Source organism: Pontibacter rufus, from assembly GCF_015694705.1.
Taxonomy (GTDB): Bacteria; Bacteroidota; Bacteroidia; order Cytophagales; family Hymenobacteraceae; genus Pontibacter; species Pontibacter rufus.
On the sequence record NZ_JADQDR010000002.1, the window covers coordinates 123,478 to 138,730 of the forward strand.

The window sequence follows — 15,253 nt, forward strand, 5'->3', positions numbered from 1 at the left end:
GGAAAGATGTACACTCCTTATGCATCATAAATGAGCCCGTTTGAGGAAGACAACTGTAAGAAGCCAGACTATACATAGGAGGCGAAGGTTAGCAAAAAGTATAAACAAAGTATGGTTAAGCAATTTGTATTAAATGATTTAAATTAAAAGTGTTTTGTACTGCTCCCTGGAATAAATAACTTAGGAGACAACCGTGGAATTTGAAAAGCCATTTGTACCCCGGCCTGCAGTATGGCCCGGCGCCGGGTATACCCTTTTGGTTGGGGCACGTAGTTAATGATGGCAGTCGCTTTGTCAGTATCTTTAAACAAACTTTATCAGGTATGAATGCATCTTCAAGTAAATCTCACCCTATTATTGAGGAGTCTTTTCCGGTCGCGCCAGGCCTGTGGGGGTTAAAAACAGTTTTCGTAAACATGTACTTTATCGCGGAGCCGGACGGCACCTGGGTAATGATAGATGCCGGCCTTTACGGATACAAGCATAAGATAAAGAAAGTAGCAGCTGAAATTTTCGGCGAAGATGCCCGCCCTAAAGCCATCCTGCTCACCCATGGCCACTTCGACCATATCGGATCATTGCGGGAACTGGCCACCGAATGGCAGGTACCGGTATACGCACACCCGCTGGAGTTCCCATACCTGACGGGAAAATCCAGCTACCCGCCACCCGACCCCAGCGTAGGCGGCGGCGCCATGGCCTACATGGCTTTTATGTACCCCAAAAAACCGATAGACATAAGCAGCAACCTGGAACTGCTGCCTGCCGATGGCAGCGTGCCCGGCCTGCCCGGCTGGCGCTGGCTGCACACCCCGGGGCATACCGCCGGGCACGTTTCTTTTTTCCGGGAGAGCGACCGCACCCTGGTGGCAGGGGATGCTTTTATCACGCGTGATGGCGAGTCGGGGATGGCCGTACTGACGCAAAAGCGCAAAGTGCATGGCCCGCCGGCTTATTATACTTCCGATTGGGGCGCAGCGCAACATTCCGTAGAAAAACTGGCCAACCTGAACCCTGACATTGCCGCCACCGGCCACGGGCTGCCCATGAAAGGCAAAGAGCTGCAGTGGCAACTGGACCAGCTGGTAAAAGATTTCTGGATAGAAGCCGTTCCGGAACGTGGGCGCTATGTGCACACCCCCGCCATTACCGACGAGCAGGGCGTGGTGTCGGTGCCGCCGCCCGTAAGCAGCCCCGTGCCTAAAGTGCTGGCTGCCGCCGGTGCTGTGGCGCTGGCAGGCATTGTGTTTGCCGCACTCAAAAGCCGCAGGCCGCAAAAGCGTTACCCCACAGGCGGCGCTTTCAACGAAAGAAAAGCCCGGCCACTGCAGCACCGCCCTTTCTCGCACAACCGTGTAGCGCCCGGCTTTCCGCCCGGCATCGACCCCGATCACGACAACCCCATTGAACATACCAATAATTATCCTTAAACTATAAGAGCCGGAAACAGTGGTCTGTTTCCGGCTCTTATAGTTTAATAAACGGCTGTTACGTAAGCTAACGCTAATCTTTCTTGTGGTTGGCCCTGCCGGAGCCACTCTTTTTCCCGCCGCCATCCTGCTTGTTTACGGTGGCCCAGGCACGTTTCTCTGCTTCCTCTTTGCTCACACCGCGATCTTCGTAGCCTTCTTCGATGTGTTCTGCTTTGCGTTTCTGTATGTCGGTATAAGCCGATTTATCTCCCTGTGGCATTTTTCCTCCTTTTTGATTAATTCAATTATCAGTGCAATTACCTTATCCGGCAGCTGTTCTATGTGTTGCCGGTTAGTTTTACGCGAAAAGACTACTGGCCGGTTGGTTTTGTCCTGATATCTTCTGCCAGTTTGGTGCCTGTGGCAGATTTTATACTTTTGTGTCTTCCAGATTCTTCTCTGATGTATACAAGCGTCTTTAACTGGAGCGGTGGCAAAGATTCGGCGCTCTGTCTTTATAATGTGCTGCAGCAAAAGCATTATAGTATAAAATATTTGCTGACAACGCTAAGCGAATCTTCGCAGCGCGTAAGCATGCATGGTGTGCGGCAGGAACTGCTGGAACAACAGGCGCAAAGTATAGGCCTGCCATTAAAGCAGGTACTGCTGCCCCAGGATGCGAGTATGAGCGCCTATAACCAGCTGATGGAAAAGACAATGCGCCCGCTGCAGGAGCAAGGTATAACGCATGCCATTTTCGGAGATATCAACCTGCAGGATCTGCGGGAATACCGCGAAAAGCAACTGGCACAGGTACATATGAAAGCTGTTTTCCCACTGTGGGGGCAGCCAACAGGCGAACTGGTACGGGAATTTATTGCACTGGGCTTTAAAGCTGTAGTAGTATGCGTAAACGGGCGCCTGCTGGATGCTTCCTTTGCCGGACGTGCCCTGGATGAAGCTTTTCTGCAGGATTTGCCGGCAGGCGTAGATCCGGCAGGCGAAAATGGCGAGTTCCATACGTTCGTGTATGATGGCCCTGTCTTTACATCACCTGTAAAATTTACGGTAGGTGAAAAAGTACACAAAACCTACGCGCCCGCTTCCGATCCCGACGACAACTGCTACGCCAAAGAAGATAAACCAGCCTTTGACACCGGCTTCTGGTTCTGCGACTTACTTCCCTGACTGCAATCCGTGGGAAAGACTATCGTATAACGCCAGCGTCCTCCAAATTTATACTTGCATAAAAGCCACGTCCTTCCGCACCCGCAGGTATAAAGGCAGATGCCGGGATACAGCACGGGCAAAGTATGGTTGCCTGAACGGTTATAGAGCACAATTAACTACCTTTGCTTTATGATTTCGATGAGGCAATTATTTCTGCAACACCAGGCGCAGACATCAGATTTTCCGCTGATGATAGAGGTAGAGAAAGCGGAAGGCGTGTACATGTATGGCCGCGAAGGCCATCGCTACCTGGATTTAATTTCGGGCATTGGTGTGAGCAATGTAGGGCACCGCCACCCGCGCGTGGTGCAGGCCATACACGATCAGTTAGATAAATACATGCACCTGATGGTGTACGGCGAATTTGTGCAGGCGCCGCAGGCACAACTGGCGCAGGCCCTTTGCAGTACGCTGCCTCCGCGCCTCAACAATGTGTACATCGTTAACTCCGGCACCGAAGCTGTGGAAGGAGCCTTGAAATTGGCCAAACGCTACACGGGCCGCACCGAACTGATTTCCTGTCATAACGCCTATCACGGATCTACCCAGGGTGCTTTGTCGGTAAGCGGCAGCGAGGATTTCAAAAATGCGTTCCGGCCGCTGCTGCCGGATGTCCGCGTTATCCAACACAACAGTATTGCCGAACTGGAAAGTATAACCCGTCGCACTGCTGCTGTTATCATCGAGGCCGTGCAGGGCGAGGCGGGCGTACGCATACCCGATCAGGATTACCTGCAGCAACTGCGCCGCCGCTGCACCGAGGTGGGCGCCTTGCTGATACTGGATGAAATACAAACCGGCTTCGGGCGCACGGGCACCTTCTGGGCTTTTGAGCAGTTCGGCATCGAGCCGGATATTTTGCTGTGTGCCAAAGGTATGGGCGGCGGTATGCCCATTGGCGCTTTTATTGCGCCACAGGAAATTATGGCTGCCTTTAAAAACGATCCGATACTGGGCCATCTGACAACTTTTGGCGGGCACCCGGTTTCCTGCGCCGCCTCGCTGGCCACGCTGCAAGTTATACAGGATGAAAACCTGCTCGCCGGTGTAGCACAAAAGGCAATGTTGTTCAGGCAGTTGCTGGTGCATCCGCGCATCAGAAGCATCCGCAACTGCGGCCTGCTGATGGCAGCAGAATTTGAGTCGTTTGCGGTGCTGAAAGCCGTAATAGATCGCGCCATACTTAACGGCGTGCTCACCGACTGGTTCCTGTTCTGCGACAACTCCATGCGCATAGCACCGCCACTAACAATTTCCGAAGAACAAATCCGGGAAGCGTGCGCTATTATACTTCGCTCCATCGATGAGGTGGTTTGAGTTAGAAAGTTGGAGCGTTAGAGAGTAAAGAGTTGGCCAGGAGAAAAAAAGAAGTGCCGGACTCCTACACCATAAAAGAAGATGGGCCAGTTCTACTCTCTAACTCTCTAACTCTTTAAATCTCTAACTCCTCAACTACTAAACTCTCCAACTTTTTAGCTCAAAACACCACCCCCAGCGCCAGCAGTACGTAAAAGCCGAAGTTATACTTACTTCTGAAGTATACTTAACCCAACGGTTTTATGGAAATAGCCCTTGTGCTAACCCTGCTGGTCATAGCAGTGATTCTTTTTGCTACAGAAAAGCTGTCTGTTGAGCTGGTCACGCTTATCATGCTCATTATTCTGGCCAGTGCGCGCATCATTACAGCTGAGGAGGCGTTTGCCGGCTTCAGCAGCGATTTTATCATTATCATTGCCTCGGTTTTTATACTAAGCGCTGCCCTGGAAGAAACCGGCATACTCGACTTTGCAGTGATCCGGCTGGCACGGCTGGCACGGCAAAGCTCCAGCCTGATGTTGCTTGTAGTAATGCTGGTAACGGGCATTGTATCGGCCTTTATGAACAACACCACCGTAACGGCCATGTTTGTTACCCCGTTGGTGGGCCTCTCCAGGCGCATCAACCAGAGCGCTTCCAAGCTACTGATGCCGCTTGCCTATGCAGCTATACTTGGCGGCACCTGTACCCTTATCGGCACCTCCACCAACGTAGCTGTGAGCGGCTACATTGCCAAAGTGGGCCTGGCCCCTATAGGGCTTTTCGAGATTTCAGGCATTGGCTTCATCATTTTTATGGTTGGGATGCTTTACATGGTTACCATCGGCAAACGTATGCTGCCGAACCGGGATGACCAGCAACTAACCGAAGAGTACAAATTGCAGCGGTATCTCACCGAAATTGTAGTGATGCCCGACTCGCCGCTGGTAGGGCAACTGGTGTTTGCCTCAGACCTTACTTCGCTTCATTTCCGCATGCTCAACATCATCCGCGGCAAAGAAAACTTCCTGCCTGACTTTCGTACCCGCATCAACGCAGATGATGTGCTGCTGGTGGAGGGAGATCTGGAGAACCTGATAAAAGTAAAGGAAACGAAGGGCATCCAGATTATGGCCGACGTAATACTGGAGAAAGACCTGCAGACGGAAAACATCAAACTTGCCGAACTGCTGGTAGTGCGTCAGTCTAACCTGATTGGGCGTACCGTAAAAGAGATCAACTTCCTGCAGCGTTACGGACTGGTGGTAATCGCCATTTCGCGCCACGGCGAAACGCTCCGTTCCAAAATTGGCAGCATACAGTTGCAGCTCGGCGACCTGCTGCTGGTGCAGGGATCGTCGGAAAGACTTGCCCAGATGCGCAACTCCTACAATGTGGCCCTGCTGGATGAGTTTGAGCCGGTGCTGTACAAAAAGCGAAAGGGCATTATTGCCATCTCCTGTTTCGCGCTGGCCATTTTGCTGGGTACGCTGCAGGTAGTGCCCCTTTCCATTGCATTTCTGCTGGCAGCCATTTGCAGCATCCTTTTCCGCTGTATCAGCGCAGAAAAAGCTTACAGCGCTATCGACTTTAAGTTGCTTGTGCTGATTGGCGGTATGACGGCCTTTGGAACAGCCATGGAAAATTCCGGGGCAGCCGACTTTCTGGCACACAGCATTATAAATCTGGTTGGTGATTTCGGGAAAATAGCTGTGCTGGCCGGCTTCGTTATCCTGACAGTTGTGCTGACGCAGCCGATGTCTAATGCTGCCGCAGCGCTGGTGGTAGTGCCCGTTGCCCTGCGCGCCGCTACCGAACTCCATGCCGACCCGCGGGCTTTTGCCATTGCCATCATGCTGGCTGCTTCCGTATCGCTGGTTACGCCTTTTGAGCCTGCCTGTATCCTGGTTTACAGCCCGGGCAAGTATAAGTTCAGGGATTTCATTAAGATTGGCACTCCGCTTACGCTGCTGCTGGTAGCGGTTATCCTGCTGCTGGTGCCTGTTTTCTGGCCTTTGTAACAGCGCAGGCGCTATACGAGTAAGTATGATAGTATAAGCACCAATTTATACTATAAGCTATGAAAATAATACTCCCTACAGGCTGGCCGCTACTGCTTTTGCTGGCGATGGCAGCCTGTTCTCCTAAAAACGAAGAAGTAACAGATGAACAAATCGAGGTAGGTGCCGACGGACAGGCGCTGGACACCATAGCAAACACAAAGAAGGACGCCCTGAAAACCGATGAGAAAACTATCTCCCCGACGCTGCCCATAGCCCAGCCGGTACTGCAACTGCTGGAACAGCGCTACCCGGGCTGGAAACAGCCGGAACTGACCGCCATGGCAGAACAAAATGCTGCTACCGGTGAACAGGGCCCTACACTGGTGCACGGTGATTTTAACGGTGACAACCGCCAGGATTATGCCCTGCAGCTACAGCAGCAGAGAAACCTGGTGATAGCAGCCGTACTGGACGCCGGAGATGGCAGCTGGGAATTATATGAACTGAAACAGGACAAACTGCTTAACGAACAAGACAGCCTTAAAAGCAGCTATTATTTATACCTGATAGACAAAGGCGAAATTATAGAAAATACAAGCACAGCAGGCGGCACGGCAGCGCCAAACGATGCACTTGGCGTCGGAAATGCAGCCAACCATACAGCATACCTCTACCAGAACGGGAAATTTGAACCTTACAGCCCGGCCGATTAAGCTGAACAGAAGGCCGCACCGCGGCTTTTACTATTAGAAAGTAGTCAGGTAGTAAATAACTGCCGCCGAAAGAGCCGCGCCTGTGGTAACAAAGGTAAGTATAAGCTTGCTTAAGCGGATGGCGTACAACTTATCGGTACGCGATATAAAAACGCGGCTCTGGTGCAGGTACAGCAAAAACAGCAACACCGCTGCAATGATGCCGATACACCAGAATGCACCGAGACGCACCAGAAAAACAACCGGCAACTGCCCGTGCAGGTGAAACATGATAGAAGTATCACGCATCAGAAACTGGGAGCCAAGTAGCAATAACAGGCACCCGTAAAAAATAAACAATACATTACTATTAGGTCTGGACCCTCTCATTTTTGCTGATTAACTGTTAAAGAAAGACTGTGCCTCCATTTTGATATGTTCACGCGACTGGCCGTCTTTCACTCCCAATGAAATCTTTCGCACCAACACCCCGACAATAGTTTCTTTAAAGCCAAGGCGGGCCGCCATGTTAATACAGAAATCCATCTCTGTTTCATCTACAATACCATCTGCCAGCATCATTTCTACCAAATCGTAAATCTGATCAAAGCGATCAGAATCGTTCGTAGGCAGTTGCGGCTCCACTTTGCCGGCATTTGCCAGCAAATCACGCACTTCGCTGGGCCGCATGCCGTTTTTTCTGCCAATCGACACAATAAACTGCATTTCGGATGGGTCCAGGTGACCATCAATTTTGGCGAGTGCCCCAAGGTTCGTAATATGACTTTTCAACCTTTTTATTTCATCACTCTCAAAAAAACCAAACATACATTGCCTATCTATGTTAAAATCTATTAATTCGTAATTAAATTTGTATCGTAAGTAATTTCGCTGGCACCAAATAGCTGCAAATTTTGAAAATAATCAACAGTCATCCGGGCTACAGCAACGCTGGCAGACGGTCGCAAACACACTTATTGTGCAGTTATCACATACGGTTTTCTATTTTTTTAGAGACATGCTAAAGCATTTTTTTTACGTTTGCCCCTGAAGCAACTAACATTCAATTAAAAATTCTGTGCTACTTGCAGGCTGGTATACCGCTAGCATAACAGCTGTCTGCCCAATTATCACAACTAAGCTAAACAAAACATAAGACACTATCATGAAAAAGATAGGTATTTTTACTTCTGGCGGCGACGCACCAGGCATGAATGCCTGCATCAGAGCTGTTGTCCGCACAGCGGTGTACCATGGATTAGAAGTATACGGTATCAAACGCGGTTACAATGGTATGGTGAAAGGAGAGATTTCCAAATTAGAATCCTTTTCGGTGAGCAATACCATTCAGAAGGGGGGCACCATCCTCCATTCTGCGCGAAGCAAAGAGTTTATGACTGCAGAAGGACGCCAGCGCGCCTACGAGCAGCTAAAAAAATATGAAATTGATGGCCTGGTGGCTATTGGCGGCGACGGAACATTTGCCGGAGCCAATATTTTTCATGAAGAGTACGGCATTCCGATTGTAGGCGCCCCCGGTACCATAGACAACGACCTTTACGGCACTGACTATACCATTGGCTATGATACTGCCGTGAACACTGCGCTGGATGCCATTGATAAAATCAGAGATACAGCGGACAGCCACGATCGTGTGTTCTTTATCGAGGTAATGGGCCGCGATTCGGGTTATATTGCCATCCCTTGCGCCATTGGCGGCGGGGCCGAAATCGTAATGATTCCGGAATCAGAAACAACCATAGAAAAGGTGGTGGATACGCTTCGCACCGGCTGGAGCCGTTCTAAAACATCGTTTATTGTGATAGTGGCGGAAGGCGATGTGGCCGGCCATGTAACAGAAATTGCCGGTAAGGTACAGAGCGCTTTGCCCCATATGGATGCCCGCTGCACCATTCTGGGCCACGTGCAGCGCGGGGGCGCTCCTACGGCAGCCGACCGCATGCTGGGCAGCCAGCTGGGCATAGCGTGTGTGGAAGGATTGCTGGAAGGGCGGACAAACGAAATGGCTGGCATTGCGAACCGCGAACTGGTATACACGCCATTTATAGACACCATCACTAAAATCAAGCCTATAAACCCGTACTACATCCGGATGGTAGATATTCTGTCGGTATAATTTTCAATCACGAATTGCGAATGGTTATACTTCCTTTGGTAGTAGCAAAAAGTGCTGCTGCTTAGAACTACGGCCGCTCTATAGCTCATACCCGCCATAGGCGAGCAAGGGCAACGGTATTACTTTTTCAAAACTACCTTTCAGATTCGTAACTCGTAATTAATAAAATCAAGTATCTCCTGCCATTGTGTGGGCTTGAACCAGGTAAAGGCCGGATACTTATGGAACCAGGTAAGCTGCCGTTTGGCATAGCGCCGGCTGTTGCGCTTTAACAGGCGCACAGTTTCCGGCCAGTCATACTTGCCATCCAGAAAGTCGAATATTTCTTTATACCCTACCGTTTGCAGCGCATTGTGCTCGCAGTAAGGATAAAGGGCTTTTGCCTCGTCCAGCAATCCCTGCGCCAGCATCTGATCCATGCGCTGATCGATGCGCCGGTATAGTTCAGCGCGGTCGCGGGTGAGGCCTATGCTGATACAGTTGAATGGGCGCTGTGGCCGGCTGCTTTTCCGGAACAAAGTATAAGGCTGCCCCGCCGACAGGCATACCTCCAGCGCCCGTATTACCCGCTGAGGATTTGCTTTGTCTACCTGCGCATAGTAAACGGGGTCCAGTTGTTGCAATTGCGCCAGCAAAGGAGCCAGTCCCTGCTCCTGCAGCACTGCTGTCAGTTGCCGCCGTATGGCCGGGTCGGCCTGCGGCATCTCATCCATGCCCTCGCATACGGCCTGCACATACAGCCCTGATCCGCCGGTCAGAATCACCACATCATGTATAGCAAACAACTGCTCCAGCAGCAACAGCACATCCTGCTCATACATACCCGCACTATATGCCTGGCTGATGCTGTGAGATCCGATGAAGTGATGTACAATTCCCTGCTGCTCCTCAGCAGTGGGCCGCGCAGTACCCAGCTGCATCTCACGGTAGAGCTGCCGCGAGTCTGCCGAAATAATTTCTGTTTTATAGTATCGGGCTAACTGTATGCTCAGATCGGTTTTGCCAACCGCCGTCGGTCCTGCCACTACTATCAGGTGCTTTTTTTTTGTACTGTTTGCCATAGGGTGTTATACTTGCCGTCGCCTGCTTCTGACTGAGCCGGGTATTTTCTGCTGCGGATTATACTTCTCTTTTGTTGGGAGCGGGATGACTTTTTGGCCGCAATTATTTTGTAAATTTATAGTATAAATCGTAAACTTTGATGCCTGAAAGGTGCACAGCGCCTCAGATTTATATAGTACCTTTTTAACAAGTCATAATGCCATATTTAACAGATTGCCAACCCGGTAGTAGTGAGTTAACACAGCAGGCAGACGCTTTGCTGCAGGTGCTGGCGCAACTGGCGCCGCCTGTTCACAGGCTTGCCGTAGCGCTCCCCTCGGGGCAGGTACTGGCCCTGAAAGACGGCTCCGCCGCGCAGCAGGCTAAAGATGCAGCAAGGTATGCACATGAGTTACTGGGTATATCAGAAAAGGCATTTGCGCAATTGGTAGAGGAGCTGCAGGAGCAGAAGAAAATAACGGGCGAACTGCCGCAGGCAACAGACAGCAATTGTGCCGCACAGCAGTATAACTGCCGCCTGTTGCAGTACCAGGGTGCTTCCTTCGTTTGCCTGGAACTGCCCGATCCGGGGCAGCCGTCTGCCCTAGTTCCATCTGACGGCGACAGTTACTACAGTGTGTTTGAAGACAGCTCCGAACCGCTTTTTATCCTGGATTGTGACGGCTGCTTTATTGATGTAAACCGCAGTGCCATGAGCCTGGTGCACCAGCAAAAGGAAGCACTGCTACATAAATCCATCCTGCGCAGTTTCGGCCTTAATCTGTTTGAGCGCGTTTCGCTGAAAGGGCAGTTGCAACAGGCACTTGCCGGCACACCGCAAAAGTTTGAGTGGTGGCTGCGGGAGAAAAACAACGATCTGCTGCCTGTTGAGATTACGCTGCAGAAAGGTACGTTCCAGTTACAGGATGTTATACTTGGTTCAGCCAAAAACCTGAACGAAGTGATAGACATGGAGCAGAATATGCGTTTCCGCAACAACCAGCTCGAGTTTATCAACCAGCTACTCACCAATCTCTCCTCCTCCGACAGCCAGCAGGAAGTACTGAAGTCCACGCTGAATGAGTTGCTGCAGAAAAGTGATGTAACAGGTGGCTGCGTGTATACTTATTCCCCTGCCAGCGAGCAACTGCGTTTAACGTACACAACCGGCAAAACAGAACAGGCTGCCCTGCTGCCGGAAGAGTTGCATTTAGAGGCGGAAACGGCCCGGCAACTGATAACCTCCCAGAAGCGAAAGGCCCTGGCAGATACCTCCCGCCTGATGCAGGAGAAACTCAACCGTACACTGACGCTGGTGCCAGTCACCAGCGACCAGGAGCTGTTGGCCATCATCGCCTTATGGCCTGCGGATACTTCTAAAATGTCGCAATCTTTTGCCGCATTGCTCGATTTTATCGGTGAGGCCATAGGGAACTACATTGCGCAGCATCAGTTACAGCACCAGCTAAATACCACCGCCGACAAGTATAAACTGCTTTTTGAGGCCTCTTACGATGCCATACTTCTCTTTAGCAGCGATGGTGTAGTCAGAGAGTGCAACGAGAAAGCATTGAAGTATTTTCGTTGCAGCCGCAAAGACCTTATCAATAAAACGCCGAATGATTTTTCGCCTGAGTTCCAGCCGGATGGCATGCGCTCGTCCGATAAAGTAACGCTGCTGATGGAACAGGTGCTCAAAACCGGTGCTCCCATTACGTTTGAATGGAAGAACAGGCGCAGCGACGGCACCCTCTTTGACTCCGAAATCAACATCAGCCGCATCATGATTGATGGCGAGTATTATGTGCAGGCTTTTAAGCGGGATATTACCAAACGCAAAGCCGCTTTGCTGGCCCGGCGCCGGGCCGAGATTGTACAGGAATCCATGGAGCAGTTCCGTAATTTTATGGACAAAGTAAACCTCGTTTACTTTAGCCTGGATACGGGAGGCAATATCACATCTACAAACGACTACTTCCTGAAGTATACAGAGTACAGCCGTGAGGAGCTGCTGGGGCAGAATTTTTATAAACTGCTGGTACAGGAGCAAGACCGGGAAAGCCGTTTTGGAGAGTTTGTAAAAATATTGGAAACCCGGCAGCTGAATGCCTACTATGAGCGTGATATTGTCACAAAATCTGGCCAGCTAAAAACCATCCGCTGGAACTGCATGCTGGAGTATGGGCCCGATGGCGAAGTTACAGGCATCACCAGCGTGGGCAAGGACATGACCGACAAGCGCATCGCGATGGAGGCCCTGAAAGATAACAAAATCAGGTTGCAGGATCTGTTCGACAATGCCCATGACCTGATCCAAAACATCTCTGTTGACAACAAATTCATCTTTGTAAACCGGGCCTGGAAAGAGCGCCTGGGCTACTCTGACCAGGACATTGAATCACTCACGCTCGATGACATTGTTCACCCTTATTACAGGGCCAAGCTTATTTACCAGCTGCGCAACCTCTACAAAGGGGAGTATGTGAACAAGATAGAGACGGTATTTCTGACAAAAGCGGGCAAGCCGGTGCACCTGATTGGCAGCATTAACTGCAGCTGGCAGGACGGACAACCTGTGGCCACACGCGCCATTCTGCACGACATTACCGATCGCATCAAAGCCGAGCGCCTGCAGAAAGTATACTATAGCATTGCCAACCTGGCCATCAGCAGCAAAGATCTGAACGCGCTATATACGGCCATTCACCGCGAGCTAAGCAAAATTATTGAGACGCGGAACATCTACATTGCCCTCTGCGACAATGAGCACAAGCAACTGCATTTTGTATACTTTATAGATCAGTTTCTGGATAAGGGTGCCAAACCCATGATGCGGCGCCCCTTTTCTGTTGGGCTGAGCGAATACATTATAGAAACGGGCAAGCCGCTGTACATGCAGAAGGAGGAACTGCGGAAGCTGTCGGAAAAAGAGGGCTTTATAGTATATGGCGCCATGCCCGAAGTTATACTTTGCTCACCCCTGGCTATTGGCGATCGCATTATTGGTGTGATTACGCTGCAGGACTACCAGAATGCCGATGCTTATGTGCAAAGCGACATCGAGATCCTGCACTTTATATCTAACCAGGTAGCCCTGGCCATTGAGCGCAAGCGCAACGAAGAGCAGATAAATAACCAGAATGCACGCCTGAACGCTATTTTTGAGAGCGGCACACACCACATGTGGTCGCTGAACCGCAACTTTGAGCTTACTTCGTTTAACCGCAACTTTGCCTCCACCTTTGCACAGCGCAGCGGTGAGGAACTGCAGCCTTTTACGCGCCTCGACGACAGCACCCTTATTTCGTTGCATGAAAACTCCTATACTTTCTGGCATAACAAGTACCAGCTGGCATTTGAGGGGCAGCCGCAGCACTTCGAAATACACCTGCAGTATCCGGAGAGCTGGCGCGAAGTATACCTTAACCCCATTTACCTGGAAGACGGCAGCTTCGAAGAAATATCAGGTATAGCCTTGGATATCACCGATAAAAAAGGCTCGCAGCTGGCACTGGCGGAGAATGAGGAGAAATTCCGCCACATCTTTGAGTCCTTTCAGGATGTGTACTACCGCGTAGACATGAACGGCATACTGGAACTGGTGAGTCCTTCTGTTACCCAGCTGCTCGGCTACCGCGAGGAAGAAATAATAGGGCGGCACAGCAGCACTTTCTACGCCAACCCCACTGACCATGATAAGCTTAAACAGCGTGTGATGGCTGAAGGACCTATCCGCGACATTGAGGTAGAAATGGTGGACAAAGACGGTTTCAGTAAAACGGTGCTGCTCGACTCACGCCTTGTATTCGACAAGGATGGCAATGCCATTGCCCTGGAAGGAGTTTTGCGCGACGTATCGGAGCTGAAACGCACACAGGTGGCCCTGCTCAAAGCCAAGGAAGAAGCCGAAAACCTGCTGAAGGTGAAAACCCAGTTCCTGGCCAACATGAGCCATGAACTGCGCACGCCTATGAACGGCATCATCGGCATGATAGACCTCTTGAGCCAGATAAACCATGATCCGGAGCAAGGCGAATACATCGACACCCTGCGCAAATCTTCGGATGCCCTGCTGGCCATCCTCAATGATATCCTGGACTTGTCTAAAATGCAGGCAGGCAAACTGGTGCTGCACGAAGGCGGCGTAGACCTGGAAGAAACATTGGGCAAGATATTCTCGCTTTTTTCAAACAGGGCGCAGCACAAGGATCTTTCCTTCTCCTATAACATTGCATCCGAAACCCCGCGCCACATTATTACCGACGAAACCAGGCTGCTGCAGATACTCTCCAACCTTACTTCCAATGCCATTAAGTTTACGAATGCCGGCGAGGTAAGTATAAAGGTAAGCAGCAAGCCGCTGAAGGGCAAAGAGCACCTGCTGCACGTGCGCGTTAAGGATTCGGGTATTGGTATTTCCAAAGAAGATCAGGATTTGCTTTTCACGGACTTTACGCAGCTCGATAACTCGTCAACAAAAACATTTGGCGGCACCGGCCTGGGCCTTGCTATTTCCAGGCAGCTCACCCAACTGCTCGGCGGCGACATTGGTGTAGAGTCTGAGTCCGGCTCCGGCAGCACCTTCTGGTTTAACATAAAGGTGCGCGAAGCCACTGCTGCCGAGATAGCGGAACAGGCGGAGCGCCAGCGCCAGCCCATGGAAATGGAGCAGCTGAAAAGTATCCCAAATGTGCTGCTGGTGGATGATAACCAGATAAACCAGAAAGTAGCAGAAAAACAACTCGAGCGCATCGGCTGCCAGATAACGATAGCCTCTGACGGCTTTGAAGCCATTGCGCTGGCTACTGCCAACAAGTATGACATCATCTTTATGGACATACAAATGCCGGAGATGGATGGTGTAACAGCTACCAACCTGATCAAGGAAAAACTCGGATCGGATTGTCCGCCCATTATCGCCATGACCGCCTATTCCATGAAAGACGATGCCGAAAAGTTTATGGGCCAGGGCATGGACGATTATGTATCAAAGCCTGTCAAGAGCGCCGATCTGCACGCCATGATAAGCAAATGGCAACTCGAGAGCTGGCATAGCAACCTGCCGGCACCTGCCCCCGAAGAAGCAACAGAAATTGCACAGGATATTATTGATTTGCAGGTGGTTGAGCAGCTGCGGCAGATAGGCGGCGATGAGTTTGCCCGGCAAATGTACATTGATTTTGAGCATGAAGCGGCCGAATTATTAGAAGAAGCCAAAAAAGAGCTCCAGGCACAACATTATAATAGTATTTTGAGTACATTGCATCAGTTGAAAGGCACTGGCTTTACGTTAGGCATCAACCAATTAGCTGAGCTTGCCAAGCAACTGGAACACGACATTAAACAGGATCGGCTGGATCATGTATCCCGGAATTTCTCCAAACTACTGGAGCAATACGAAAACTACCGTAAAATTTACACCGAAATTATCTTATAACTTAA

General features: G+C 50.6%; 11 protein-coding genes. 7 read left to right on the forward strand and 4 right to left on the reverse strand.

Annotated features, from left to right (window positions below):
• Nucleotides 1-323: 323 nt before the first annotated feature.
• On the forward strand, nucleotides 324-1,430 hold the full coding sequence (locus I2I11_RS05050; RefSeq protein WP_196266590.1) for an MBL fold metallo-hydrolase: 1,107 nt from the start codon (nucleotides 324-326) through the stop codon (nucleotides 1,428-1,430).
• Between the two features lie 73 nt (nucleotides 1,431-1,503).
• Here I2I11_RS05050 and I2I11_RS05055 read toward each other — a convergent pair whose 3' ends face one another.
• Nucleotides 1,504-1,692 carry a hypothetical protein gene (locus tag I2I11_RS05055; RefSeq protein WP_196266591.1) on the reverse strand — a complete coding sequence of 63 codons (189 nt, stop codon included), beginning with the start codon at nucleotides 1,690-1,692 and terminating at the stop codon, nucleotides 1,504-1,506.
• Between the two features lie 182 nt (nucleotides 1,693-1,874).
• On the opposite strand from I2I11_RS05055, the gene I2I11_RS05060 reads away from it, so the two are divergent.
• The 4 genes from I2I11_RS05060 (at nucleotide 1,875) to I2I11_RS05075 (ending at nucleotide 6,654) form a co-directional block, all read left to right on the forward strand.
• Complete coding sequence (locus I2I11_RS05060) at nucleotides 1,875-2,600, forward strand: Dph6-related ATP pyrophosphatase (protein ID WP_196266592.1); 726 nt, start codon at nucleotides 1,875-1,877, stop codon at nucleotides 2,598-2,600.
• A gap of 171 nt (nucleotides 2,601-2,771) precedes the next feature.
• Nucleotides 2,772-3,959: an aspartate aminotransferase family protein gene (locus I2I11_RS05065; protein ID WP_196266593.1), complete on the forward strand. Its 1,188-nt coding sequence runs from the start codon at nucleotides 2,772-2,774 to the stop codon at nucleotides 3,957-3,959.
• 242 nt (nucleotides 3,960-4,201) lie between these two features.
• Complete coding sequence (locus tag I2I11_RS05070) at nucleotides 4,202-5,959, forward strand: SLC13 family permease (RefSeq protein ID WP_196266594.1); 1,758 nt, start codon at nucleotides 4,202-4,204, stop codon at nucleotides 5,957-5,959.
• Between the two features lie 59 nt (nucleotides 5,960-6,018).
• Nucleotides 6,019-6,654, forward strand: coding sequence for a hypothetical protein (locus tag I2I11_RS05075; RefSeq protein ID WP_196266595.1), 636 nt, complete (start codon nucleotides 6,019-6,021; stop codon nucleotides 6,652-6,654).
• 33 nt (nucleotides 6,655-6,687) lie between these two features.
• On the opposite strand, the gene I2I11_RS05080 is transcribed toward I2I11_RS05075, so the two are convergent.
• The gene (locus I2I11_RS05080) at nucleotides 6,688-7,023 is read right to left on the reverse strand and encodes a hypothetical protein (protein ID WP_196266596.1); all 336 of its coding nucleotides are present in this window, start codon (nucleotides 7,021-7,023) and stop codon (nucleotides 6,688-6,690) included.
• Between the two features lie 9 nt (nucleotides 7,024-7,032).
• Nucleotides 7,033-7,425 (reverse strand): TerB family tellurite resistance protein, encoded by a 393-nt coding sequence (locus tag I2I11_RS05085; RefSeq protein ID WP_230679903.1) that lies wholly within the window; start codon nucleotides 7,423-7,425, stop codon nucleotides 7,033-7,035.
• Between the two features lie 373 nt (nucleotides 7,426-7,798).
• Between I2I11_RS05085 and pfkA the strand changes: the two genes are divergently transcribed.
• Nucleotides 7,799-8,770, forward strand: a complete 972-nt coding sequence (gene pfkA / locus I2I11_RS05090; protein WP_196266598.1) for a 6-phosphofructokinase — start codon at nucleotides 7,799-7,801, stop codon at nucleotides 8,768-8,770.
• Between the two features lie 140 nt (nucleotides 8,771-8,910).
• On the opposite strand, the gene miaA is transcribed toward pfkA, so the two are convergent.
• A complete protein-coding gene (gene miaA, locus I2I11_RS05095; protein ID WP_196266599.1) occupies nucleotides 8,911-9,831 on the reverse strand; it encodes a tRNA (adenosine(37)-N6)-dimethylallyltransferase MiaA in 921 nt (306 codons plus the stop codon).
• Between the two features lie 197 nt (nucleotides 9,832-10,028).
• On the opposite strand from miaA, the gene I2I11_RS05100 reads away from it, so the two are divergent.
• The gene (locus tag I2I11_RS05100; RefSeq protein ID WP_196266600.1) at nucleotides 10,029-15,248 is read left to right on the forward strand and encodes a PAS domain S-box protein; all 5,220 of its coding nucleotides are present in this window, start codon (nucleotides 10,029-10,031) and stop codon (nucleotides 15,246-15,248) included.
• Nucleotides 15,249-15,253: the final 5 nt, after the last annotated feature.

Coding starts and splice junctions, on each gene's coding strand:
- I2I11_RS05070 (WP_196266594.1), top strand. CDS start 4,202: ATGGAAATAGCCCTTGTGCTAACCCTGCTGGTCATAGCAGTGATTCTT.
- I2I11_RS05055 (WP_196266591.1), bottom strand. CDS start 1,692: ATGCCACAGGGAGATAAATCGGCTTATACCGACATACAGAAACGCAAA.
- I2I11_RS05060 (WP_196266592.1), top strand. CDS start 1,875: ATGTATACAAGCGTCTTTAACTGGAGCGGTGGCAAAGATTCGGCGCTC.
- I2I11_RS05050 (WP_196266590.1), top strand. CDS start 324: ATGAATGCATCTTCAAGTAAATCTCACCCTATTATTGAGGAGTCTTTT.
- I2I11_RS05065 (WP_196266593.1), top strand. CDS start 2,772: ATGATTTCGATGAGGCAATTATTTCTGCAACACCAGGCGCAGACATCA.
- miaA (WP_196266599.1), bottom strand. CDS start 9,831: ATGGCAAACAGTACAAAAAAAAAGCACCTGATAGTAGTGGCAGGACCG.
- pfkA (WP_196266598.1), top strand. CDS start 7,799: ATGAAAAAGATAGGTATTTTTACTTCTGGCGGCGACGCACCAGGCATG.
- I2I11_RS05075 (WP_196266595.1), top strand. CDS start 6,019: ATGAAAATAATACTCCCTACAGGCTGGCCGCTACTGCTTTTGCTGGCG.
- I2I11_RS05080 (WP_196266596.1), bottom strand. CDS start 7,023: ATGAGAGGGTCCAGACCTAATAGTAATGTATTGTTTATTTTTTACGGG.
- I2I11_RS05100 (WP_196266600.1), top strand. CDS start 10,029: ATGCCATATTTAACAGATTGCCAACCCGGTAGTAGTGAGTTAACACAG.